We start from the raw sequence: 22,766 nt of genomic DNA, 5'->3' as shown, positions 1-22,766 counted from the left end.
AGATCCACTCTCACTTCGGAAAGATGTTTTCGGTCAATACCATAGAAGCAATGTGTTGGTACAATGCCAAATGAAAAACTGGCTTAAACCCAGCTGAAAACCGACAGCCGCAGCACAAAAAGTTGGTGCGGCACTTTACACGCACGCGCAAGCCTCTCATTAGCCCAGTAACGCAGGACGCCCAGCAATATTGTGGCTCTTGAACGGATTCGAACCGTCGTCCACGCGTCGTGGATTGGCTAAGCATTTGCGACGCAATTCACTCACACTCGCTGGCGCCGCCCTAACTTGGTTTTGCTGGCTAATCGGAATGATGCGCACCGAAAGAATGATCGACCGAACGGCGGTATAGCTAAGGTCGCCAAGTTGCGTAGAAATCAGCGCGGAGATGTAGAGGAAGGCGCTGCGGATACCGATGGCTTGTGATCGCACACCGCTTTCAAAAGCGAGATTGTCGTCGCTTGAGCAGTTTTCGAAATACCCGCATATCCTTCTCTATACTGAAGCTTCCCCATAACTGTGCTAGCGAGGCCTGCATCCATTCTCTTGGCGACTGCCAATGCAGCGGCGGCCCTGTTTTTGAATGGCAAGAGAGCTTCGAGAACGTATCCATCGCCGCATGCCTTGGCGATGCACGCGATATCGAACATGTCACGTGGCTGAAGAGAGGATCCTCGATAGTGAACCTTCTTCGCGATGATTTCGCCCGGGGTCTCAAGGTCAACTTGGATTCCACGTACTGCGACACGGGATGTTGGATCGTTGGTCAGACTTGGAGCACAAATGAAGTCAATTTCACCGATGCCCGCGAACACGATTTTCAACGCATGCGTCCCGTCCGAAACATATTCATCTGGGTTCACCTGCAGGGTATAGCCCTGTGTTGTCGGGTTCAGATATGGGAGGACCTGCGGATCATCGACGAAAATGTCGATATCGAAGCTTTCACGATGGTTTATCTGGAGCATAAGGGCGGTGCCACCCCCGAAAGTCCAGCTATCGAGGATTTTAAAAGAAGAGTTCGCCTGATTGATAATTGACGCAGCCTGGTCGAAAAGGCTTTCCCATTGGCTCATCAGGACAACCCTCAGGCGGCTAGGGCGAGGGGATATCCAGCTAGCTGCGAGAATTTCTGGGCAATCTCGGATGCTGTACCGTGGTCGATTTCCATCTCATCCAGAAACTGGTGCTGGAGCTCGGCTTTCACTTCGGAATAGAATGAGAATGCCGAAGCATCGAAATTCTCAACGCTCGCAAAATCCGAAATCTTCGAAGCGAGTTGCTCAGCCGAAAGGTTCGTCCCGTAAGGGGCGTTCACCGTCGACAGTACCTTAATCGCAACGCTAGACATCGTTATCACCACCAATTTTCAATAAGTTATGTAATACATACCCGCCAAAAACGCAAGAAACACAGCAGACGCAGGCATGCAACGGCATTAATCCGGCTTATTCCAGTTCTTGTCACAAGAGCAGACGAAGCTGCGGCGTTTTTCTTCCCGGTGCATGTCTACTACACCGGGAAGAGGCATTTTGCGGCTCAGAGGCCGGCGCGCGCAAAACCGTGTTCAACGAGCCGGTCGATTACCTCAGGATAGCTGACGCCGCTTGCCGCCATCGCCTTCGCATACATGCTGATATCGGTGAACCCCGGAATGGTGTTCACCTCGTTGACCAAAAAAGCCATGTCCTCGGTCAGGAAGAAATCGACGCGCGCCATACCGTCGCAACCGAGCGCCCGGAAGGCGAGTGCTGCCGTCTCGCGGATCTTCGTCTCAACCTCTGGCGGAAGCTCTGCCGGAACCGTCAGCGCCGCGCCATCGTCGTTGATATATTTCGCATCGTAGCTATAGAAGCCATGGCTTTCGGCCGGGATGATCTCACCCGGGCGAGAGACGAACAGGCCACCCTTGGCGTCCTCGAGCACGCTGCACTCGATCTCGCGGCCGCGGATGAATTCCTCGGCAAGCAGCTTGCGGTCATGCTTGAAGCCCTCCGCGAGCGCCGGCGCAAATTCCTGGTTGCCGGAAACCTTGCGCACGCCGACCGAAGACCCCTGACGCGCCGGCTTAACGAACAGCGGCAAACCCAACGCGATCTCAAGCGTGTCGAAGGACGGCACCCGATCCGCATGCACGGTAACAGCACGCGCCACCGGTAACCCCGCCGCCCGCAGCAGCTGCTTGGCGATATCCTTGTCAAGCGCTGTCGCTGAACCCAGGATGCCGCAGCCAACCAGTGGCACGCGGGCCACCTCCGCCAGTCCCTGCACGGAACCATCCTCGCCGAAAATACCATGCAGAACCGGGAACAGAATATCGATCTTCCCGGCATCGCTCATCCTGCCGCCGTCGATGGCGATCATCCGCCCACGCCCGCCGGGCACCAATGCGATTTCGGTGCCGTTTGCCGGCCTGGCGAGCACGCCATTTTCGAAATGGCTGAGCAGCCACTCGCCTTCCCGCGTCACGAAGATCGGCACCGCCTCGTATTTCGAGGGCTCCAGTGCCCCCCACGACATTCGTCGCCGACATGACGGAGACGTCGTGTTCGGCCGAGCGGCCGCCGAAGAGAACGGCGATGCGCAGCTTGCCGCGGGAAGATGTCATGAAAACCCCCAAAATAATCTCGTGTCTAAATAGTCTAAATAGATGTCAGAAGCCGATCGCGATGCCGCGATTGGCAAAGAAGCGGTCGAATATGGCAAGCGGTAGCAGCACATCCGCCTGGCTCGCAGCATCATGACCGGATGGATTGTGGAAACGGACCGTATCAGCCGAGGCTGCCGTCACCAGAATGAGATGCCCGCCTTTTGAGGGCGGCATGCGTTCCGGCCAGCGTATGCCGCTATTGACCGAGGCGATGAAGAACGGGCGTTCAGCGAGCAGACCGGGGATGCTCTCTGTTGCGACACCCGTCATCGTTTCTGCCGAGAGCCCGAAGCGCTCGCCCACATAGGTCACGAAGGGCGCATAGATCAGTCCCTTGATCGAAGCATCCAGCTCGTTGACGACATAGCCGCCATAGGCGGTGCAGGCACGGGCGAGAGCAAGCGTCGGAAGCAGGTCGCCGCGCGCTGCCAGGATCATCTTCAGGCAGGCCATGCCGCAGACATTGACCGCCCAGCGCGCGTATTCCTCGATCGTCTCGGCACCCGATTGCCGCCAGAGCGGATCGCGCAGCAGCGCCGCAGATCCTTCGGCAAGCACGGGCAATGTCATCTCCGGTGTTTCCCACTGACTGAAATAAGGAACGACGCCTGTTGATAAGGGCATGGCAAAAATCTCCTGAGCGGTATACTCGTATACGAGGTTGCTTGGCATGATCAAGATGATTGCTGTCTCGGAGAAGGTTGGCCATGAACGATTTCGTCGCAATAAATGTTGAAACCATCCGGCCGGAGACCGTGGCGGATCGCATCGCAAGGGTTCTCAGGGAAGCGATTTCCGGTGGAGAGCTTCGCGGTGGCGTCGCGCTCCGACAAGACGAGCTGGCCGCACGATTTGGGTTCAGCCGCATGCCTGTGCGTGATGCCTTGAGGCTTCTGGAAAGCGAGGGCCTCGTAACCATTCACCCGACAAAGGGGGCCTTCGTGGCAAGAATAGATGCCAAGGAGATTGCGGAGATCTATTCCATTCGCTCGCTACTGGAGACGGAAGCCTTGCGCCTATCATATGTAGGGCTGACGACAGCCGATTTGGACAGGGCGGCAACATTTCTCGCCCAGATCGACGCTGAGAAGGATGTGGGACGTTGGGGGACGCTGAATAAGCAGTTCCACATGACACTTTACGGCGCCTGCCAAAATGAGCGGCTCATCGGCCTTATCGCTACCCACCATGATGCAGCCGACCGCTACGTACGTGTATTGCTATCCAGCTTGGACTATGAGCAGCAATCGCAGGGGGAGCACCGTGCTCTGCTAAAGGCTTGCAGAGATCGGAATATCGACGCTGCAAGTGCAATTTTGCAGCGTCATTTGCTTGAAGGAAGTCGCAAGCTCAGCACGGCCGCCCAGTCGAGCTAAGCGGCTCGCCGGTTCAGCGTTTGGCCATGCCTTAAATGGCAACGGACGGTGGCCGACGTCAGCTTTCTGGCCGAGACGAGCGAAAGTTCGTTTGTCCTGGGAGATCCGCTGTCGTTGAGACGGGTGACAGGCATATTGCTCTTGATGAGAGGTGAATCGCTGACCCCCACACTGCAGACGTAGGAATCTACCCTGACAGACCGTTGCGCTATCACGAACTCTTCGGAAGTTTCGTCTTAAAACTATCTTTCGCTTCGGCTGAAAGTGGACAAAGAGTGATTTTAGCTTAACGTCGCGAACCAATCGGGCGGGCTCAAGGTGGATTAGGCGTGGGCTTCTTCGGGGCATTTGATATGCCGCATCACGGTTTTCAACCTCACCCGGATTGTCGCCAATAGGTTGGGGGCCATCGCCCGCGCGGATTATCTCATGCCAGCTGGAACGATGTAACAATGCATGTGCTTCTTTAGAGTGATACGGTGCCAGCCGTCTTGGACCTCGTACCCCCCGGTGATCGATGACAATATTTACCGTCCGACACGTCACGTCCTATCGTTATAAACGGCCGGTTGAGTTCGGAGAGCACAGACTTTTGTTCAGACCGAGAGACAGTTTCGATCAGACGCTGTTGAGCTCCCACCTCCTCATTGACCCGGAACCGGACTATCTTCGTTGGATCCATGATGTGTTCGGAAACTGCGTCGCAGTGATCGGCTTTGCTCAACCCTCACGAGAGCTCCGCTTCGAAACCGTCATTCGCCTTGACCATACACCCTATGTCGCAATTGATCTGCAAATCGATCAGGAAGCTTTGACTTACCCGTTTTCATATGATCCAGACGAAGCGCTGGATCTGGAACGAACCATCCAGCGCCACTACGCTGATCCACATGATCAGGTCGGTAAATGGGCGCGCCAATTCGTGCGAATCGGGCAACCCACTGAAACCGGGCACCTGCTGATGACGTTGTGCTACGCCATCCATGAAAGTTTCATCTATGCCCGACGACAAGAGCATGGAACGCAAGCGCCGACCGAGACGCTGCAGCTTCGAAAGGGAACCTGCCGCGACTTCGCGCTACTTATGATGGAGGCCGCTCGATCACTTGGGTTCGCGGCCAGGTTCGTCACGGGCTATATCTACGTTCCAGACCGAGACGGATCCACCACCCTTGGCGGCGGTTCCACCCATGCGTGGTGCCAGATCTATTTGCCAGGCGCCGGTTGGGCTGAGTTCGACCCAACCAACGGTATCGTGGGCAACCATGATCTTATCCGTGTTGGGGTGGCGCGGGATCCGAAGCAGGCAGTTCCTTTGTGGGGAAGTTACGACGGAACAGCTGCTGACTACGAGGGCATGTCAGTCCAGGTCAACGTCACAACGGATGATCGCATCGAAACTGTGCTCAACTGATCGGAACGCATTGCCTATTCCGGCGTTTGCCGCCCAAGCTAGTCTCACGGCAATTCGCCGGCGCAACCGAATTTTATGATGAAGATACCTGGACCGGGTGAACCGACACTTCTTCGCGCCTGCGCCGAACATGCACGATGTTGATTAGTGATAATGTGTGCTCCTATCCGAGCGGCGACACACGAGCTAACAAACTTGGCAATAGCAGCTTTCCCTCACGGTAGGTGTACGGCGAGACTCAGGAATCGATACCTTATCTGTAGGTTGCGTTGAGTTTCACATGCTGCCGGAAAACGCGTCTGAATTCGCGGTAACTCTCAAACCCAAGAGAGATCGCCAACCGAACCACCGTCGACTGGGTGACGGAACAACAAACAGCAAGCGAATTTGCTGTCCCGAAGGCGACGACTTCCGGGCAGGCGACTGCAGTTCGCGCTACTCTCTCTTGATGGCTCGATAGCCTCAAGCTTTTGACCGCAAGCATGTTTCTCAAATCAGATACTGTTTTGGGCTTCTGAACTGTTGATTTCGTTGCCATGACGATTGTCGTTCGCACCGCCGATGCGTTTCTGAGCGGCTGATTTTTCCAATACCTATGTGATGGCAGGGGCACTATCGGCCCCTGCCATCTATGCCTTCAACTCACAGGAACCGGCTGTTTTTTCGACACGGATTCAATCGCAGCAAGTGCAATCGCCAGAGCGTTGCGAGCATCAGCTCCTGTTGGTGCATTCTGAACAACGCCGTTACGAACCGCATCGACAAAGGAAGCAAGCTGCGCCGTATAGGCCTGAACGAAGTGGTCCGTATCGCGCCGCCATGTGTCGTTGGATACGCCAGTAGCGTCGAACAGCGTCATGCTAGAACGTCGTACGTCGCCCATCGCAACCATTCCGCCGGAGCCGAATACTTCGCCGCGAATATCGTAGCCGTACATTGCAGAGAAGTTTGCTTCCGCAACCGCGATCGAGCCGTTGTCAAAACGAATATTGACGACGGCGGTATCGAGGAAGCCTGTATTGCGTGCGTCCGAGCGAACCAGCGCATCTGCCATTGCAAACACTTCGACAGGCTTTGCGCCGGGGTTCAACCAAAGCAGGGTGTCGAAGTCGTGGATCAACGTTTCATAAAAGATGGTCCACAAAGGAATCCTGCCTGGGTCGCCGCCGAACGGACCAGGATCACGCGTTAGCGACCGGATGAGTTGAACTGCCCCGACCTTTCCGGCGTCGATCGCTTCGCGGCCTTCGGCAAATGCCTGGTCCCAGCGACGATTAAAACCGACCTGCAGCGGAACGCCTGCGGCCTTTGCGGCTGCAATGCCGCGGTCCGCATCTTCAAGCGTGAGCGCCATTGGCTTCTCGCAGAATATCGCCTTGCCGGCCTCCGCAGCCTGCACGAGGATATTGGTGTGAAAGCGTGCGGGTGTCGCAATGATGACCGCATCCAGACCGGGGTGAGAAAGCATTTCTGCAACGTCGGTGTAAGAAGCGTCGGCGCCCAGCCTCTCCGCAAGCTTTGCAGCGGCTCCGGGGGCGGGGTCGGCGACGGCTATCAGCTCCGCGTCCACAAGCCTTTTTGCGACACTCTCACCATGAAACGAACCGATGCGCCCTGCCCCGATAAGTCCGACGTTGACTGTTTTGACCTTGGTCATGATTTTTAGTCCTGTTTTTGAAATCAGAGAGTGAAGGCTTCGCGGAAGGCAGCAAGCGCGGTGTCAGCATCTCCGGATGCCCATGCTTCCATCCCGATCGGGCCGGAGTAGCCCATGTGGCTCAGGGCTCTTGCGATCCCCTTCCAGTTCACTTCGCCGGTGCCCGGCTCAAATCGCCCGGGTACATCGGCCACCTGAATCTCACCGATCCACGGCAGGCTCCTGCGGCAAAGTTCGATCAGGTTCCCCTCACCGATCTGCGCGTGGTAGAGGTCCAGGTTCAAACGCAGGCGCGGATGGTCGATGCTCGATACGAGTGCCAACGTGTCTTCGGCGCGCCCGAACGGAACGCCGGGGTGATCGACGGGAAGATTGAGGTTTTCCAGCGTGAAAACCACGTTTTCTTCTTCCGCGAGGTCGACGATTCGGCGTAGCGTATCCTGAGCCTTCAGCCACATGGCTCCCGTGACGACCTCGACAGGCTGAATCGGTAGTCCACGATCCCCGAGGCCAGTGCCGTGAAGGTTGAGGCGCTGCACGCCAAGACGTTTACCGATCTGAGCTGTTTCGCGCGCGGTTCTCAAAAGTTCGGCTGCACCTTCTTCATCCGTAAGACGCCCGGTCAGGTAACCGTTCATAATTGTGAAGGTCGCACCTGTGGCTTCGAGCTTGGCGATGTCGTGCTCTGGCCAATTCCAGAGGCCCACGCCAAATCCCTGCTCCTTCAATCGGGAAGCGCGCCATTCGATAGGCTTGTCCCGCCACAGCATCTCCGCGCAGGCGGCTAACGGAAACGGGGTGTTATTCGTACTGCTCATTTGGGGTGGTTCCCTGGATTTTGGATATGACTGTCCCAAGGCCCGGCGAACGCGCCGGGCCAAAATTCATGTTTCCAAGTGTCTTCAAATGGTGCCGCCCAGCTCCGCGGAGATCGACTGGAGTTCTTTGCCGCCGGCCATCAGGTTCTGCAGGCCATCGAGGCTGATTTCATGTTTGGCAAATGTGCCAAGCGTCTTTCCCCTGTTCAGAGCTGTAAAACGGTTGCCGACGGCAAAAGCGTGTCGGACGTTGTGCGTAATGAAAATCACGCCCAGACCTTTGCGACGAACCTGATCGATGTACTTCAGGACCATCGAGGTTTGTGCAACACCGAGTGCAGATGTCGGTTCATCGAGAATGAGGACTTTCGCCCCGAAATACACGGCGCGTGCGATCGCCACGCATTGACGTTCGCCACCGGAGAGCGTGCCGACGGCCTGCCCGGGTTCACGAACATCGATGCCGATTCTCTTCATTTCTTCGCTGGTCACACGATCCGCGAATTCCATGTCCATGTATTTGAACGGACCGAAGCCCTTCAACGGCTCGCGACCCATGAAGAAGTTTCTTGTGACAGACATCAGCGGGATCATCGCCAGATCCTGGTAGACGGTAGCAATCCCGGCATCGAGCGCATCTCTTGGCCCGGTAAAGAGATGTTGTTTCCCCTCGACGAGGAAGTCGCCGGATGTCGGTCTGTGAACGCCGGAAAGAGTATTGATCAGAGTTGATTTTCCGGCTCCGTTATCTCCGAGGAGGCACAGAACCTCTCCTGCGTGAACACTCAGCGAAACGCCGTTGAGTGCGATAATCGAGCCGAAGTGCTTTACGAGGTTCTTGACCTCGACGAGTGGTGTCTGGGTCGTGCTCATCAGCGTTCTCCCGTCACACGCTTGCGAATGATGTTGTTGAAAATAACCGCAATCAGCAGCATCCCGCCGAGGAAGACGAGGTACCAATCCTGGTCGATTGACGTGTAGGTGAGACCGATCAAGACCATGCCGAAGACGATCGATCCGAAGAACGCACCGATTGCCGAACCATATCCTCCAGTCAGGAGACATCCGCCGATGACGGCCGCAATGATGGCTTCGAACTCCTTCTGAAATCCCCGTCGTGCGTCCGTTGAACCCGCATCAAGCACGGTGAGGATCGCGACAAGAGTGGCGCACATGGCGGTAACAATGAAGAGGGTCGTCTTTACGCGCGCGACGGGAACACCCGACTTGCGAGCTGACTTCGGGTCTCCTCCGGATGCAAAGATCCAGTTTCCAAACCTCGTGCGCAGCAGAACCCAGGTCGCGACGAGTGCAATCAGCACAAACCACAGGATTTCTACGGGGATACCGGGGACTTTCGGCGTTCCATTGGGGAAGGTCTCGATGACGCCTGCACTGCCAAGCCACGTGAAGAGGCCCGGGAAGGCATCGCCTGAAAACAGCGGCGCAAGGGGACTGTCCGCCACAGCTTCCCTCATGCCGCGAAGCTGTGTTGAACCGCCGCTCGCCCACTTCAGTCCGACGAGCGTGAGGCCACGAAGAATGAAGAGAAACGCAAGCGTTACTATGAACGATGGAAGTCCGGTGCGCATGGTGAGCTGGGCGTTGGTGACACCGATGACCACGGCGAAAGCAAGCGCGATCAGGATCGCGACGCTGAGCGGCAGATTAAGGACCACAAGGGCCGTGCCAAAAACTAGCCCTGCGAACGCGACCATCGAGCCGATCGACAGATCGAATTCGCCGCCGATCATCAAGAGTGCCGCGCCAACCGCAAGAATCCCCAGTTGAGCAGCTGGCGCCATGAAGTTTACAACGCCTGCAAGTGTGAACATGGCAGGGTTTGCGGTCAGCATGAAGAATGTTGTGACGAGCACCAGTCCTGCGACTGCGCCGAGTTCCGGACGTCGCGCGAGCGCGGTCAAAGTCGAAACCTTTTTCAGGCGCTCGTCGGATCGAGTCGGGGACCCGTTCTGTTCGTTGGCCAGCGTCATGGTCGTACCTCAGATGTCAGTTGTTTACGTGCGCCTTCGGCTGCCGTTCACGCTTCACGCGGATCGGATGTCGGGCGATGAGGGCAGCCCCCGCTGGAGGTGCGGGAGCTGCCGGATGGGTCCCGCTCAGCGGATACCCTGGGAGGACTTCTCAATCACCGAAGCGGCGGTATCCTTCTCGACAAAGCTCGGACCCGAGGCAACGTTTCCAGCAGGAATCGTGCCATATCTTGCATTCAGCGCGAGGAATGTGACTGGCAGATATCCCTGGAGATAGGGTTGCTGATCCACGGCAAAAAGCGCCTTGCCTTCCGAAACAGCCTTCAGGAAATTGGCCGAGAGATCGAAAGAAGCGACCTTGACCTTGTCGCCATTGCCCATCTTCTCGACAACAGCAACCGCTCGCTCACCGACGAGCGGTGCCGACAGGCCAAGCACGACATCGACAGAAGAATCCGAGGTTAAAGCAGCCTGGATCTTTGATTCAATTTCCGCCGGGTCGGCGGAAGTCGGCAAGACCGTTACCTTTCCACCTTCGAAGCCCTTGGCGGTACCTGCACAGCGCTGGTCAAGGGCGGCATTTCCCACCTCCTGGTTTACGCACAGCACATGCTTCATGCCGAGAGACTTGAGTTTTTCGCCGACCTTGGCCCCTGCGGTAAGTTCGTCCTGGCCAACATGAAGCTTGATGCCAAGCTTTTCCGTTGCGGCAATGCCGGAGTTCATGGAAATGACGGGGATACCGGCCGCGATGGCCTTGGCAATCGCCGGGCCTAGCGCATCCGGATCGGGATTGGAAATTACAATGCCCGCCGGGTTTTGATTGACTGCGGCCTCAATGAGCTGAGCCATTGCGACCATATCGAAGGTCTCGGGTGCCCGGTAGTCAACCTTGGCATTGATGTCCTTGCCGGCCTGCATCATTCCGTTTTTCACGATCGACCAGAAGGGGTCAGAAGCTTGTCCATGAGTGACGGCGATGATGCTGGGCTGCTCCTCGGCTTTGACGCCAACCGACCAAGCGCCAATCAGTGACACGGCAATAGCCGCAGAAGCGAAATTCTTCCAAATGGATTTCATTTTTTCCTCCTCAATGTCACCCACTCCTCTGAGTGACGAATTCGAATGCTACCGGGTGCAAATGTGTTTGCTACCGGGTGCAAGCAGGTGCATGTTATGTCAGAATGCGTTAAAAGCAAGCATTCATTTCACTGAATCAAAAAAATGGAATTTATGTTCCATTACCGGAGAGTTTATGCGCAAGAGAGCAACGGCTAAACAGGTGGCAGATGCGGCGGGAGTCTCCAAGTGGACCGTGATACGCGCTTTCACACCGGGAGCATCGATTACCGACGAAAGCAAGCGGAAGGTCCTGGAGACCGCTGCAGCTTTGAACTACACGCCGAACCTTCTTGCACGAAGCCTTGCCACCAACTCGACGGGGCAGATCGCTGTCTTCGTGGATGACTTTTCCAACCCGCAAAAGCTCCCTTTCCTTGAGGCGCTTACCGAGAAGCTCCAGGCCGCAGGCCTGGTCGTGATGCTGATCAATATCAATAGCCACTTCAACCATGTGAACGCACTTCTCCATGCGGACCAGCGTCAGGTCGATGCCATCATTCTGTTTGGTACAGCGTTTCGCGACGAAACCCTGACAGACCTGCAGCACGGACGCGGCATGCCGCCTATGTTCGTGCTTGCACGTGACAGTCAGATCGACGGCGTGCCAGCGGTTGTCTGCGACGCGGAACTTGCTCTCAGGGAGATCGTCGACCACCTTCATGCGCAGGGATACAAACGCCCGGGCTTCATGAGCGGTGCTGCCGCTTTGTCCACGGCTTTAAAAAGAAGCCATTACTTCACGGAGTTCTGGGCAGAAAAAGGCATCAAAAACATCGTCCAAATGAGCGCGGAAAAATACAGTCTGGACGCTGGTGCGGCCTCGGTGAGGAAGTACTTAAGCGAGACTTCACCGCAAGATCGCGTCGATGTGCTAATGTGCGAAAACGACATTCTGGCAATGGGCGCAATGGATGAGATCCGGGCAAACTTTCGCCTTCAAGTTCCCGAAGATATTGCGATAGTGGGTTTCGACAACTACGAGATATCCGGTTCGTTCGGATACGGCATTACCACCTATGAGCAACCGCGCGACGAAATGATTGATGCAATTCTGAGTATGATCAAGGGGAGTTTGGCTTTGAAGACGGTAACTCTTCGGGGCGAGCTTGTCGTTCGAAGCTCAACTTAAACGCTGTCGACTGATCACAGTTGACTATTCTTTAGGACCATCCGATCGGAACGTCACAAAGTCGCGGCGAAGCTTGGGTGTCATCCAAACTGGATTTCATCAACGAGGCAGGCATGCAGTGTGCGTACCGACCGCCTTGGACGGAATCGAGCCGTCGACCTGCCACTACTTCAAATGCAAACTCGCAGATAAACCCGCCAGATCAAGTACCTGGCCCACTTGGAATGTCGGGAAGGGGTCGCGCGGGGACTATCTGGTGTTGGGGTGTCAAAGGCTAGAGCGAACATCGAAGGATCTGCCGCCTTGTCCGAGTTCGGCCATTGCGGCATCGGCGTCGATGGTCACTGAAATGGCCTTGCCCAAACTGAGGGCGCACTTGCAAAAAACGCCGAGCGAACCATTCATGGCCTCCGGGCGACCATCGCCCCATCCTCGACCTCTATCGCCCAGGAACGGCTGAACTACTTCGCAGCCGCTCGTTACGATCTAGAGCCATCAGGAACTGCTCTCACGACGATCCCGTCACTCTGTCCGAAATGGAGTGAGAGCGACGGGACAGCAGATGAAGCCTAGCCTGACATGCTTCAGCCGAGGGGTGGATAGTCGGTATAGCCTCGCTCGTCGCCCACGTAGTAGCTGGACGGGTCGGACGGCGCCAATGGGGCATTTTGACGGAAGCGTTCGGGCAGGTCCGGGTTGCTAATGAAGAGAGTTCCGAACGTCACCGCGTCCGCCAGATTGCTTGCTATCGCCCGCTCGCCACTTTCTCGGTCATATCCAACGTTTACGACAAACAAGCCGGAGAACCGCTTTCTCGCCTCGGGCGCCAGCAGCTTGAGACTCTCGGGAAGCTGCGCCGACTCCATGAAGTGAAGAATGCCTACCTTCCTCGTTTCGAGAGCTTCGACGGCGAACATATAGGTGCCCTCCAGGTCGCTATCGCCCATATCGTTGTAGGGTATCCGGGGCGAGAGCCTGACCGAAACACGGGAAGCCCCAAATACCCGGATTGCGGCGTCGGTTGCTTCGAGCAGGAAGCGGGCGCGGTTTTCGACAGGGCCGCCATAGGCGTCCGTTCTCTTGTTGGAACCGTCCTCGAGGAATTGGGCCGGCAGATAGCCGTTGGCGCCATGCACCTCAACCCCATCGAAACCAGCGGCCTTGGCCGCACGCGCGGCGGCCTCGTAGTCCTGAATCGTACTGTGGATCTCGTCGAGGGTGAGAGCCCGGGGGGTGACGGTCGGCTTTGGCCCCTCGGGCGTGAAAGCCTGGCTATTGAAGGGCACAGCCGAAGGCGCGACAGGCAAGGCTCCGCCATGGAAGTCTGGATGAGAAGCGCGGCCGGTATGCCAGAGTTGGGCGAAGATGAGGCCCCCGGCGTTGTGCACGGCCCGGGTGACCTTTCGCCATCCCTCGATCTGCTCGGCCGTGTGGATTCCCGGCGTATTCGTCCAGCCGATCGCCTGCTCGCTGATCTGAGTCCCCTCAGAGATGATCAGGCCAGCGGTGGCGCGTTGGGCGTAGTAGGTTGCAGTGAGCTCGTTCGCCACATGGTCTGGTGACCGCGCTCTTGTCATCGGGGCCATGAAGACGCGGTTCTTGAATTCGAACATCTCGGTCTTCAGCGGGGTCAGCAATTTTAACTCAGTCATTTTGACGCTCCAGTTGATCTGGGACGCCTAGGTATACGTTGTAGACTTGCTGTCAATCAGGCACCTTAAATCGCCTTGGTAGGCCTGAGGATACCTGGTCGCCGTCTTGGTTGGGCTCAATCAGCGCGTTTTCCCAGCTGAATACCGCTGAAACCGTCATCTGATCGTCGGGCGTCGAAGGCTTCTCGCGCTGCATTGACCTCCGGCAGCTTGTCCAGCGTCCACCGGTGAAGCTCGCCGAACGGCTTTTGCAGTGTTTGGCCCAGCTTGGTGATCTCATACTCCACAGCCACCGGCGATACGGACACGATGCGTCGAGTGATGAGGCCGTTGCGCTCCAGTTTGCGGAGACACTGCGTCAGAGCCTTCTGGCTCACGCCCTCCAGGCGCTTACGGATGAGGTTGAACCGATGAGGTCCGTCCGACAGCACCGCCAGAACCATCATGGACCATTTATCGGCGATCTGATCGAAGAGTGTCCTGCTGGCGCAGTCCGAGGAGAAGCAAATCGGATCTAATTCCATGACGATACGCACCTTCACAATCCATTCATGTCGATATCTTTATGCGCACAGGTAGCCCATGTATACTTGTGTTTCCCGAGGCGCTCCCTCAACACAAACTTCAGCCGAGTGCAGCAGACTCAAAATGACCGGATGTGGGGTGCGAAGCGACCATTGCGTGCGGGCCGCGAGTGGGCCATCAAAACCGCGCTGCCAGCATCGTGCTCTTGATGAGATTCGCACTGACGACCAATATGTTATAAATTCGGCGAAGTGGTTGGTTAGAAAGAATCTCCCGCCCAATCTTCATGGCTGTGCCGTATGCGGATGATGAATACGCTCCCGTCTTCAATGATGCGGTACACGACAAGGTGAGCCTTGAAAGGATGGATCCTGACAGGAGGAGAAATCTCATGGCGTTCGCGTGCCATTCTTGGGTTGGTGGCGATGAGCTCGAGCAAGGCAAAAAGCTCATCGTGATATTGTCTGGCGACTAGTGCTCCGAAGATGCGGATGCCTTCTTCTGCAATGGAAATAATATCCTCTTCCGCTTGGACAGATAGGCTAAATGGCATTAAGCGCGTCCGCGGCTGATGTCAGCTCGAGAAGTGGCTAAAGCAAACAACTCTTCCGTTGAACGGCTCCCAACTCCGCTTCTGATCCCGTCGTCGACAAATCGCTGCATCTCGGCAATCTTGTCCGTACGCGCTTGGTCTCTGCGGATCAGGTCCCGGACATAATCGCTCGCATTCGAGTATCGACCAGTCTTGGCCTGTGCTTCAACCCAATCTTTCATTGGGTCTGGCAGGGATACATTCATCGTCGCCATTCGAGTCTCCTTAATGCCTCAACATACTCGCTGATGGCAAAGTTTGTCAAAATAATGATGAGGTCGCAATTACAGCTCTTGAACCAATATGAACCGGCGATCATAAATTGGTCCTGAAGGCTTTATTTGCCAAGATATTAGCCGATCACCCGAAGTTAAAAAGGGAGGCCCGTGGGGCGGCAAAGGTAGGCGCGTCACCGCAAAAAATTGAATTCCGTCAATGTATGCTTTAAGATACTGACGCTGCTGCATACACAAATTGTGGGTATGTTTGTGTCGGTAGCCACGGCTAGAACATGGGTTGTATCGAGTTGCCGCCATTCGCCAGATAAACTTTCTGTCGGAAGAGTGGCAATGAAAATTTCCGAGCCTTCCGTATCGATGACAACATCGGTGAGTGGAATGGCAAGACCCGCACCATTGGCCTTTACAGCTGCCTCCTTCGCCGTCCACAATTTTAAGAACTCGACATTATTCGCTTCCTTCGGCGCGAGAAACGCTGAGGCGATCTGCCGCCAAACGTCGTCCTCTCTTTCGGATTCGACATCGACACCGATGGAGCCCGACCGTGAAAGCGCTACGGCGACCCAATCACCGCCATGCGACAGATTAAAATCCAACGAGCCACAGTCTAAGACAATCGGCTTACCGCCTGCTGCGCGTGAAAAATTCAGATCTACAGCATCCTTTCCAACGGCGGCACCGATCAGTAAACGCTTGAGGACATGTGCAGCTTGATAACGAAGACTGTCCTCCATTTTATGAAAGCGTTCCGCCTTGGCCCGCTCGACTTCATTGAGGAACATAGCCGGTTCGCAAACAACAAGAAGTTCGGAGACAGGAATTGCGACAACAATATCTGCTACGGTCAGAATCCTCTCAACCATTCGCTCTTACCATCCAATTTTGCGCAAAACTCTTTTCAGAAATACAAAGCGTCTGATGGGTATTACAAGTGTGAACGGTGTGGGTCGTCATCATTCTTACATCTTCCGCAACACTATCTGCTCCGATAGCAGTCATCGCGTGCGTTGACAGCACCGCTATTTATTCAGCGCCAGACACTCGATGACGATTTTCATCACAAATTTTTTCATGGCGAAGTCCGAAAGAGCACATCTCGCTCGTCTAATCTACAAGACGAGATTTGCACGTTCCGTCTCTCGATGTGAGGAGAATCATCTGATGTATCTGACTAGGGAATCTGAAATCGCGATCGGTATTCTAACGAATTTCGTACATGAAACAGAAGAAGCCCACACGACAAGAAAACTGGCTCATCGGCTTGGAGTGACGAAAGATCATGCTGCAAGGGTTGTTGCGGTTCTCGTCAGAAGCGGATTGTTGCGGAGCCGGCGTGGGCGGAGCGGCGGCGTCGTTCTCAATGTCGATCCGGAAAGTGTTTCCGTAGGCATGATCCTGCGGGCGACACAGCCGGTTATAGTCAGGCGGCCGCGCACGCGCAATGCAAGTCCTTCCGGTACAGCAGGCATTTTTCACATGCTGGCAGAAGCGACCTCCGAATATTTCATCGAGCTTGCGGATACCTGCAAGATTGCCGACGTCAGCCCGACGAAGATCGGCAATTCCAAGTGTCGCAGCCGACGATTGGTGCCGCCGGTACCGTTTGCGGGAGAGACTGATTCTCTCAGCCAATTGAATGCGACAATTTGATCATATTGAGGAGAGTTGCATTTGATACGCATCGTCAGAGCCAAGCTACACGGCATCACCGTAACGGGAGCCGATCTTGATTATCACGGGTCCATCACTCTGGATCCAGAGCATTGTGACCTCGCTGGTATCAGACCTCTGGAATTCGTCGATATCTGGAACAAGCAGAGCGGCGCCAGAATTTCGACATATGTGATTTTCGGCGAGGCGGGGTCAAAATGCTGCATCCTGAACGGTGCTGCGGCGCGCACCTGCCAGCGGGGAGATCAGGTCATCATATGCTCGTCGTCTTACGTTCAGGAGCGCGCGCTTTATGACACCGCGCCCATGGTCCTCACGTTCACGCCGAAAAACGACGTGAAGGATGTTCTGCGCTATCGCGTCAAAGAAACGGCACGTCGTCCCTTCGATTTCTTTATCGAAACCCTGCCCGATGGGCAAAGCACCGATATGGAAGACGAGGACGTGGCAGATCGAGCCATAGCCTGAAACAATGCGCCGGTCTTAACCGGCTGGCGCGTCTAGCTTCGATAGCCGGACTGTCTGGCGACCAAAGGCTGAGGCTGATCATCATCTGTCATGGAAATCGTTGCCTGGTGGCGGGACGCCATCAGGCCGCAATCCAGACAACTGACACGGAGATTACTGTCAGGAGCAATCAGGTCGGCAACCGTGAAGCGATCGAGAAGGCGGGCAAAAAAAGACGATGTTGTGGAAACGATGCGGCCAAGCAATGCTTCTGCATCCGACTGTGGCGATGAGAGATTATCTGCGCCTTCCCCGAGCAATTCGGGCTGTATCAGCCGCAGCACCTCGGTCAGCTTCACTGCCTCCGGCTCCCTTGCCAGTTTAAGGCCGCCACCGGGGCCTCGTTCGCTCAGCAGAAGACCGTTTCGCGCCAGCAGGGCGACAACCTGATAGGTGTGGTCTTTCGTAGAACCGATTTCCTGCGAGACCTTTTGAACCGATACGATTTCGTTCCCCTGTCGCGCGCATACTGCGAGTATGCCAAAGGCGATTTCAGTCTGCCGTTTCAGATGCATCGTTTATGAACGTCCTCATGACGAGTGGGGGATCGCCGATCCGGTTCTCACACTACCGTGTTATATCGCTCCGTTCAATTGTTCCAGGGATATAAGCCGGCCTCCGGCATGCTGCATGGATGAGCCTGCCCTTATTGCCTAACCTCGCGGGCAAGCCAGCGCTGCAGGAACAGGCCGCCCTTCATTGTTTCCTCGATAATCAGCGCCCACCATACGCCCGTCACTCCGAGATCGAGGAACGAGCAGAAAAACCAGGCCATGGGAAGACCGAGCCCCCATGTCACGGTCAGGCTGACCAAGACCGGCCAGCGGACATCTCCGACGGCCCGCAGCGATTGAAACAGGATCGTGTTGAATGCAAATCCGGGCTGCATGAATATCGTCAGAAACAGCAGGCTTCCGCACAATTCGATGATCGCCGGATTGTCGGTAAACAACCTAGTATAGGGAACCGAGGCGAGCCAGATAAGAGTGGCAAGCCCGGTAGTCGCGGCTGCCGCGATGCTTGCTGACCGGAGAGCCTGACTGGTCGCCGCTTCAAGCTTGCGTTCGCCGAACCGGTAACCAATCAGAACCTCGTTCCCCTGACTGATTGCCATGACGACAACGATCAGAAAAGCCATGGCGAGCATCGTATAAGTCCGTCCCAGCACGGCCTCGACGCCGAACCTGGCAACCAGCCCCAGGAGAATGATCTGGTAAAAACTGTAGGCGATGTAATCGGTCACGCTCGGCAGGGCGATTGCGATCATCCGCCGGGCAGTCGTCAGACGCGCAATCGTATCGGCAAGCGAAAAACGTAGCCCCAACTTGCGCACCAGCACCGGCGTTAAAACGGCAGCGGTCAGCAGGCGAACGCTCAAGGTGCCGATTGCAGCCCCTGTCACGCCCATGCCCGGCAAAGGCCCGGCTCCCAGAATGAGAACCCATTCAGCAAGGAGATAAAAGGCCGACACTCCCACCCCGAATGCCAGGATCAGTCTGCTGTGGCCGAATGCGCGCAGGCACGCCAGACCGGCCGCAATGAAGCCGTTAAAGATCATCCCAACCGCGACGATATTCAGGTAGAGGCCGGCTTCATCATTAAGGGCGGTCGATCCCGCCAGCTGTTCAAGCACGAAGGGACCCACAACGAGCAACGACAAGCCAAGCGCCAACCCGACAAGCGTGTTGGTCAAGAGCGCCACCGCAACCACCTGCCGCGCCGCCTCCACCTCTTCCCGGCCAAGATGCCGGGAAATGACGATGACTGCGCCGATGCCGATAAGCCCGGATAATTCAAACGCGATCAAAAGAATCTGTTTGGCGACAGCGACGGCGGCGGCGGCTTCGGCCGAATAGGCGCTTAATATCGCCGTATCGGCCAGATTGACAAAGAAACTCAGCAGCGAATGAAGCAGGAGCGGAAAGCTCAGCTGGAATAGTGTGGGCTTACCCTGCGTATTGAAGTCTTCTTTATCGGCGGTTGCGGCGCCCTGTTCCATGGCTGTAATCCTGACAGACTTTATAGACAGGTCAGGTGAAATTGCCTGACCTGATGCGCCGCTGCAATTGCCGTTCACGTCCCTGCACCCTGGTGTCGCTTCGCCCACGCGCACTCTCCGACGGTGTGGATTTGCCTTGCTGCAAATCCATGATGTGGCCGGCCAGCGTTTCCAGTGTCGGAAAACGGAAGAAATCCGTGACTTCCAGTTCGATGCCAAGGGCATCATGCACTCTGGCAGGCATGGCGACGATCAGGAGGGAATCGCCTCCCAGCTCGAAAAAATTGTCGTTGACGCCAATATCCTCGCGTTTGAGCATTTTCTGCCAAAGGGCGTGAAGGGCCTGTTCCACACTGTTTGCCGGAGAAGAAATTTCGGAAGCCGCCCGTTCCGAGCGATCCGGCAGCGGCAGACGTTTGCGATCCACTTTGCCATTCGCATTCATCGGAAACTCTTCCAGAAGGATGAAATGCGAAGGCACCATGTAACGCGGCAACCGGGCCGAAAGCGCTCTGTTGAACCGGATACCCATGGCACCCTTGTCGACGTTGCCCGAGCGATCCTCAAGGAGGACATAGGCCAGAAGCTGCTCCCTGTTTGCATCGAGCAGAACCAGAACCTGATCGACCCCCTCTTCTTCCTGAAGTAGGCTCTCGATTTCTCCAACCTCGATGCGATAGCCGCGCAATTTGATCTGGAAGTCGGTTCGTCCAACGAATTCCAAATTGCCGTCCGGCCTGCGCACGACAAGGTCACCCGTCTTGTAGAGGCGGGAGCCCGGCGTAGATGATCGGTCATAGGGATCGGGAACGAATTTTTCAGCCGCAAGCGCCGGACGGTTCCAGTAGCCGCGGCTCAGGCTAATGCCGCCAATGTGCAGCTCTCCCGGCACGCCTTCGGGAACGGGATCCATATAGGCATCGAGCACGAGGAACGAGGTGTTATCCAGACGGCCACCGATCGGCACCTTGCCGCTTTTGGAATGAGCCTCCTCCACCAGCAATGCGCCGGCCCAGATCGTCGTTTCGGTCGGACCGTAGACATTCCACAGAGAACCGATCCTATGAATGAGTCTCCCGGCAAGCTGCGCATCGAGAGCCTCGCCGCCGCAGAGGCCGGTGAGGGATTTTCTCCCTTTCCAGCCGCTGTCCAGCAGCATTCGCCACGTGGCTGGGGTCGCCTGGAAATGCGAAATATCATGTTCGTCCAGCGTCCTTCCCAGCTTCTCGGGTTGAAGCAGAAGGTCCGGTTCACGCATCACGGCGGTTGCACCGACGCTCAATGGCCAGAGCATTTCCAGAACGGAGATGTCGAATGCCGGCGTCGTCACCGAAAGCATTCGGTCTCCAGCCCTTATGCCGGGCTGGCGCGCCATTGACTGGAATTGATTGAGCAGGCCCCGGTGCGTAATCGGCACCCCCTTGGGTCGCCCGGTGCTGCCGCTTGTGTAGAGGATATAGATGTCACTGTTGTCAGGCATCGCCGGAAGCGCGGTATCCGGCTGGTTCTCAAGATGATGAACAGGATCGATGCAGGTAATACCGGGGAACAGCCCCGCATCATCAGTCAGCACCAGAACCGCTGCGGCATCCTCCAGCACGTAACCGATCCTGTCTGCCGGGTGGCGCGGATCGATCGGCACATAAACCGCACCGGCCTTTATGATCGCAAGGAAAGATATGATGCCGCTCGCCTGCCCCGGCAGCGAAACCGCCACCCGCATTCCCGGTTTCACCGGCCTTTCCAGCGTCAAAAGTGCCCTTGCGAGATTATTCGACGCCTCTTCGAGCTGACTATACGTCCAGCTCCGGTCGATGCATTCGATGGCAATATTTTCGGAATGGAGACGTGCCGCGCCGCTTATCAGGTCGTGCACGCCCTTGACCGGGAGAGGCCGCGCCACGAGCGCGCCCGATGAGAGAAGGGATTCGCGCTCACCGGCGGAGATATAGTCGAAGGTCGGCAGAAGCGCGTCGGGGGACGCAACGACCGAGCGCAGCAGGTTCTCGAAATGCTCCAGCTGCCGCTTCATGCGCACCGCCTCGAACCGGCCAGACCGGTACTCGACAGTGACAAGTGCGCCCAATGCGCGCTCCATGATCATCCAGCTCATGTCGAGCTTTGCTTCCGCGACCGGTATCGCTTCCTGCCTTACCCGCAGACTGGCGTTGCCCAGATCGAAGGCCTGCGCATTTTGCTGCCTGTAGCCCTGCGTCTGGACCTGAAAGGAAATCTGGAACGGCGAATTTTCCACCCCTTCGCGGTTGCTGCCCAGCACATCCATCAACTCCGCAAAGGGATAGTCCTGATGTTCCAGAGCATTGGCAAAGTCTTCCTGCACGCGTCTCGTCCAGTCTCGAAACGACATGGCGGGGCTAAGATCGTTGCGCAACACGATCGTGTTTGTGAACAGGCCAATCAATCCTGCCATATCGGGGTCGACCCGACCGGCAACGGGCACGCACACAGCAAGGTCCCTGCGACCCGTATAACGGTGGTGCAAAAGCTGGAAAACAGCGGCAAACACCACAAAGGTCGTCGTGCCAAGTTTGACGGCCAGACCCGACACTTCCGCCATCAAATCCTGCGAAATCTCCTTCACCAGCGTCTCGCTGGCCATATCCGCTGTTTCATGGCGGGGATAGTCGGCAGGAAACTCCTGTGGCTCGAGATTTTGCAGCCGGTTGATCCAGTACTGCTTCTGGCGCTCGTAGTCCTTCGTGCCGGACCAATTTTGTCTGGAACGGACAAAGTCGCCATAGGATCGCGGTAATGTATCGAGGACAGGTTCCCGATTGTTCGCCACCGCATCGTAACACAACGAAAATTCGCGCATCAGAATGCCGCGGGACCATCCGTCGGCAACCGTGTGATGAAAGACGAATACGAGAATATGCTCGTCTTCTCCAACCTGCAGAAGATGCGTCCGCATCAGCGGCGCTTTGGACAGGTCGAAAGCTGTGCGGGCGATCCGGCCTATGGCCTCGTCGCAATCGGCAGCAGACATGTTCCGGCAATCCGAAACCGCAAGTTCGGGCTCCATATCACCGAGAACCTGCTGCCAGGGCCTTCCCTCTTCAAGCGGGAAAGCCGTTCGGAGCGGCTCGTGCCTAGCGACGAGAATCCGAAGCGTGCGGAGGATCGTGTCGTGGTCCAGAGGGCCGTCGATATGCCACCTGAAGGGAATGACATAGGCCGAGCTCTCAGGGAAGATCTTCTGCTGCAGCCAGAAATGCATCTGCGATGATGTCAGCGGCAATCGCCCGGCCCCAACGCCGGCATCGTCGCCCTCAGGTGCGACATCGTGCCAGGACATGCCGCGCGCCTCTATCTGCGAGCGCAGCAGTGCCCGCTGCTCGGTGTCAAGATTTGCGATGCGGTTACGCAATAGAGCAATCGTCTCGGCATTCGATATCATCGC

General features: G+C 56.4%; 21 protein-coding genes and 1 pseudogene. 5 read left to right on the top strand and 17 right to left on the bottom strand.

Features of this window, described 5'->3' with window-relative positions; genetic code table 11:
• Positions 1-377: 377 nt before the first annotated feature.
• The 4 genes and pseudogenes from J5276_RS26765 to J5276_RS26750 form a co-directional block, all read right to left on the bottom strand.
• Complete coding sequence (locus J5276_RS26765) at positions 378-1,076, bottom strand: nucleotidyl transferase AbiEii/AbiGii toxin family protein (protein WP_209159921.1); 699 nt, start codon at positions 1,074-1,076, stop codon at positions 378-380.
• Positions 1,077-1,087: 11 nt separating this feature from the next.
• On the bottom strand, positions 1,088-1,351 hold the full coding sequence (locus J5276_RS26760) for a hypothetical protein (protein WP_013637284.1): 264 nt from the start codon (positions 1,349-1,351) through the stop codon (positions 1,088-1,090).
• 188 nt (positions 1,352-1,539) lie between these two features.
• A pseudogene (locus J5276_RS26755) lies at positions 1,540-2,608 on the bottom strand (D-alanine--D-alanine ligase family protein).
• 45 nt (positions 2,609-2,653) lie between these two features.
• A complete protein-coding gene (locus J5276_RS26750; protein ID WP_025591215.1) occupies positions 2,654-3,274 on the bottom strand; it encodes a C39 family peptidase in 621 nt (206 codons plus the stop codon).
• 83 nt (positions 3,275-3,357) lie between these two features.
• Between J5276_RS26750 and J5276_RS26745 the strand changes: the two genes are divergently transcribed.
• The gene (locus tag J5276_RS26745) at positions 3,358-4,026 is read left to right on the top strand and encodes a GntR family transcriptional regulator (RefSeq protein ID WP_209159920.1); all 669 of its coding nucleotides are present in this window, start codon (positions 3,358-3,360) and stop codon (positions 4,024-4,026) included.
• A 517-nt stretch (positions 4,027-4,543) separates the two neighbouring features.
• Positions 4,544-5,440 carry a transglutaminase family protein gene (locus J5276_RS26740; RefSeq protein ID WP_209159919.1) on the top strand — a complete coding sequence of 299 codons (897 nt, stop codon included), beginning with the start codon at positions 4,544-4,546 and terminating at the stop codon, positions 5,438-5,440.
• A gap of 637 nt (positions 5,441-6,077) precedes the next feature.
• On the opposite strand, the gene J5276_RS26735 is transcribed toward J5276_RS26740, so the two are convergent.
• The 5 genes from J5276_RS26735 to J5276_RS26715 all read right to left on the bottom strand — a co-directional run bounded on the left by J5276_RS26735 (position 6,078) and on the right by J5276_RS26715 (position 10,989).
• Complete coding sequence (locus J5276_RS26735) at positions 6,078-7,097, bottom strand: Gfo/Idh/MocA family oxidoreductase (protein ID WP_080850477.1); 1,020 nt, start codon at positions 7,095-7,097, stop codon at positions 6,078-6,080.
• 23 nt (positions 7,098-7,120) lie between these two features.
• The gene (locus tag J5276_RS26730; protein WP_060642069.1) at positions 7,121-7,915 is read right to left on the bottom strand and encodes a TIM barrel protein; all 795 of its coding nucleotides are present in this window, start codon (positions 7,913-7,915) and stop codon (positions 7,121-7,123) included.
• An 84-nt stretch (positions 7,916-7,999) separates the two neighbouring features.
• Positions 8,000-8,788 carry an ATP-binding cassette domain-containing protein gene (locus tag J5276_RS26725; protein ID WP_080850482.1) on the bottom strand — a complete coding sequence of 263 codons (789 nt, stop codon included), beginning with the start codon at positions 8,786-8,788 and terminating at the stop codon, positions 8,000-8,002.
• On the bottom strand, positions 8,788-9,909 hold the full coding sequence (locus J5276_RS26720) for an ABC transporter permease (RefSeq protein WP_065662701.1): 1,122 nt from the start codon (positions 9,907-9,909) through the stop codon (positions 8,788-8,790). The genes J5276_RS26725 and J5276_RS26720 overlap by 1 nt, the downstream gene beginning before the upstream one ends.
• Before the next feature lie 126 nt (positions 9,910-10,035).
• The gene (locus tag J5276_RS26715; RefSeq protein WP_019565640.1) at positions 10,036-10,989 is read right to left on the bottom strand and encodes a sugar ABC transporter substrate-binding protein; all 954 of its coding nucleotides are present in this window, start codon (positions 10,987-10,989) and stop codon (positions 10,036-10,038) included.
• Positions 10,990-11,164: 175 nt separating this feature from the next.
• On the opposite strand from J5276_RS26715, the gene J5276_RS26710 reads away from it, so the two are divergent.
• Positions 11,165-12,160, top strand: coding sequence for a LacI family DNA-binding transcriptional regulator (locus J5276_RS26710; protein WP_209159918.1), 996 nt, complete (start codon positions 11,165-11,167; stop codon positions 12,158-12,160).
• Positions 12,161-12,744: 584 nt separating this feature from the next.
• Here J5276_RS26710 and J5276_RS26705 read toward each other — a convergent pair.
• From J5276_RS26705 to J5276_RS26685, 5 genes are all read right to left on the bottom strand, one after another.
• Positions 12,745-13,812: an alkene reductase gene (locus tag J5276_RS26705; RefSeq protein WP_209159917.1), complete on the bottom strand. Its 1,068-nt coding sequence runs from the start codon at positions 13,810-13,812 to the stop codon at positions 12,745-12,747.
• A gap of 116 nt (positions 13,813-13,928) precedes the next feature.
• Positions 13,929-14,336: a helix-turn-helix domain-containing protein gene (locus J5276_RS26700; RefSeq protein ID WP_080802563.1), complete on the bottom strand. Its 408-nt coding sequence runs from the start codon at positions 14,334-14,336 to the stop codon at positions 13,929-13,931.
• 260 nt (positions 14,337-14,596) lie between these two features.
• On the bottom strand, positions 14,597-14,890 hold the full coding sequence (locus J5276_RS26695) for a type II toxin-antitoxin system RelE/ParE family toxin (RefSeq protein WP_112664746.1): 294 nt from the start codon (positions 14,888-14,890) through the stop codon (positions 14,597-14,599).
• Entirely contained in the window at positions 14,890-15,144 is a 255-nt protein-coding gene (locus J5276_RS26690) for a type II toxin-antitoxin system ParD family antitoxin (protein ID WP_013637268.1), read from the bottom strand. Before J5276_RS26690 ends, J5276_RS26695 begins: the two co-directional genes overlap by 1 nt.
• A 194-nt stretch (positions 15,145-15,338) precedes the next feature.
• The gene (locus J5276_RS26685) at positions 15,339-16,031 is read right to left on the bottom strand and encodes a 4'-phosphopantetheinyl transferase superfamily protein (protein WP_112650650.1); all 693 of its coding nucleotides are present in this window, start codon (positions 16,029-16,031) and stop codon (positions 15,339-15,341) included.
• A 181-nt stretch (positions 16,032-16,212) separates the two neighbouring features.
• Between J5276_RS26685 and J5276_RS26680 the strand changes: the two genes are divergently transcribed.
• Together J5276_RS26680 and J5276_RS26675 are read left to right on the top strand one after the other, a co-directional pair.
• Positions 16,213-16,818, top strand: a complete 606-nt coding sequence (locus tag J5276_RS26680; RefSeq protein ID WP_236759717.1) for an Rrf2 family transcriptional regulator — start codon at positions 16,213-16,215, stop codon at positions 16,816-16,818.
• Between the two features lie 21 nt (positions 16,819-16,839).
• Positions 16,840-17,307, top strand: coding sequence for an aspartate 1-decarboxylase (locus tag J5276_RS26675; RefSeq protein WP_065662647.1), 468 nt, complete (start codon positions 16,840-16,842; stop codon positions 17,305-17,307).
• A gap of 32 nt (positions 17,308-17,339) precedes the next feature.
• Here J5276_RS26675 and J5276_RS26670 read toward each other — a convergent pair whose 3' ends face one another.
• From J5276_RS26670 to J5276_RS26660, 3 genes are all read right to left on the bottom strand, one after another.
• A complete protein-coding gene (locus J5276_RS26670) occupies positions 17,340-17,861 on the bottom strand; it encodes an Rrf2 family transcriptional regulator (protein WP_065662646.1) in 522 nt (173 codons plus the stop codon).
• A gap of 131 nt (positions 17,862-17,992) precedes the next feature.
• On the bottom strand, positions 17,993-19,345 hold the full coding sequence (locus tag J5276_RS26665) for an MATE family efflux transporter (RefSeq protein WP_065662645.1): 1,353 nt from the start codon (positions 19,343-19,345) through the stop codon (positions 17,993-17,995).
• A 31-nt stretch (positions 19,346-19,376) separates the two neighbouring features.
• Positions 19,377-22,763, bottom strand: a complete 3,387-nt coding sequence (locus J5276_RS26660; protein WP_209159916.1) for a non-ribosomal peptide synthetase — start codon at positions 22,761-22,763, stop codon at positions 19,377-19,379.
• Positions 22,764-22,766: the final 3 nt, after the last annotated feature.

Origin of the sequence: Agrobacterium sp. S7/73 (assembly GCF_019355535.1) — a bacterium.
GTDB lineage: Bacteria > Pseudomonadota > Alphaproteobacteria > Rhizobiales > Rhizobiaceae > Agrobacterium > Agrobacterium tumefaciens.
This window is presented reverse-complemented; position numbering and strand designations above follow the sequence as displayed.

What these genes read in the sequence shown, in the direction of transcription:
- J5276_RS26720 (WP_065662701.1), bottom strand. Translation starts at nt 9,909, where the DNA reads ATGACGCTGGCCAACGAACAGAACGGGTCCCCGACTCGATCCGACGAG.
- J5276_RS26670 (WP_065662646.1), bottom strand. Translation starts at nt 17,861, where the DNA reads ATGCATCTGAAACGGCAGACTGAAATCGCCTTTGGCATACTCGCAGTA.
- J5276_RS26665 (WP_065662645.1), bottom strand. Translation starts at nt 19,345, where the DNA reads ATGGAACAGGGCGCCGCAACCGCCGATAAAGAAGACTTCAATACGCAG.
- J5276_RS26695 (WP_112664746.1), bottom strand. Translation starts at nt 14,890, where the DNA reads ATGCCATTTAGCCTATCTGTCCAAGCGGAAGAGGATATTATTTCCATT.
- J5276_RS26745 (WP_209159920.1), top strand. Translation starts at nt 3,358, where the DNA reads ATGAACGATTTCGTCGCAATAAATGTTGAAACCATCCGGCCGGAGACC.
- J5276_RS26730 (WP_060642069.1), bottom strand. Translation starts at nt 7,915, where the DNA reads ATGAGCAGTACGAATAACACCCCGTTTCCGTTAGCCGCCTGCGCGGAG.
- J5276_RS26750 (WP_025591215.1), bottom strand. Translation starts at nt 3,274, where the DNA reads ATGCCCTTATCAACAGGCGTCGTTCCTTATTTCAGTCAGTGGGAAACA.
- J5276_RS26660 (WP_209159916.1), bottom strand. Translation starts at nt 22,763, where the DNA reads ATGATATCGAATGCCGAGACGATTGCTCTATTGCGTAACCGCATCGCA.
- J5276_RS26680 (WP_236759717.1), top strand. Translation starts at nt 16,213, where the DNA reads ATGACGATTTTCATCACAAATTTTTTCATGGCGAAGTCCGAAAGAGCA.
- J5276_RS26760 (WP_013637284.1), bottom strand. Translation starts at nt 1,351, where the DNA reads ATGTCTAGCGTTGCGATTAAGGTACTGTCGACGGTGAACGCCCCTTAC.
- J5276_RS26735 (WP_080850477.1), bottom strand. Translation starts at nt 7,097, where the DNA reads ATGACCAAGGTCAAAACAGTCAACGTCGGACTTATCGGGGCAGGGCGC.
- J5276_RS26715 (WP_019565640.1), bottom strand. Translation starts at nt 10,989, where the DNA reads ATGAAATCCATTTGGAAGAATTTCGCTTCTGCGGCTATTGCCGTGTCA.
- J5276_RS26690 (WP_013637268.1), bottom strand. Translation starts at nt 15,144, where the DNA reads ATGGCGACGATGAATGTATCCCTGCCAGACCCAATGAAAGATTGGGTT.
- J5276_RS26765 (WP_209159921.1), bottom strand. Translation starts at nt 1,076, where the DNA reads ATGAGCCAATGGGAAAGCCTTTTCGACCAGGCTGCGTCAATTATCAAT.
- J5276_RS26725 (WP_080850482.1), bottom strand. Translation starts at nt 8,788, where the DNA reads ATGAGCACGACCCAGACACCACTCGTCGAGGTCAAGAACCTCGTAAAG.
- J5276_RS26710 (WP_209159918.1), top strand. Translation starts at nt 11,165, where the DNA reads ATGCGCAAGAGAGCAACGGCTAAACAGGTGGCAGATGCGGCGGGAGTC.
- J5276_RS26705 (WP_209159917.1), bottom strand. Translation starts at nt 13,812, where the DNA reads ATGACTGAGTTAAAATTGCTGACCCCGCTGAAGACCGAGATGTTCGAA.
- J5276_RS26740 (WP_209159919.1), top strand. Translation starts at nt 4,544, where the DNA reads ATGACAATATTTACCGTCCGACACGTCACGTCCTATCGTTATAAACGG.
- J5276_RS26700 (WP_080802563.1), bottom strand. Translation starts at nt 14,336, where the DNA reads ATGGAATTAGATCCGATTTGCTTCTCCTCGGACTGCGCCAGCAGGACA.
- J5276_RS26685 (WP_112650650.1), bottom strand. Translation starts at nt 16,031, where the DNA reads ATGGTTGAGAGGATTCTGACCGTAGCAGATATTGTTGTCGCAATTCCT.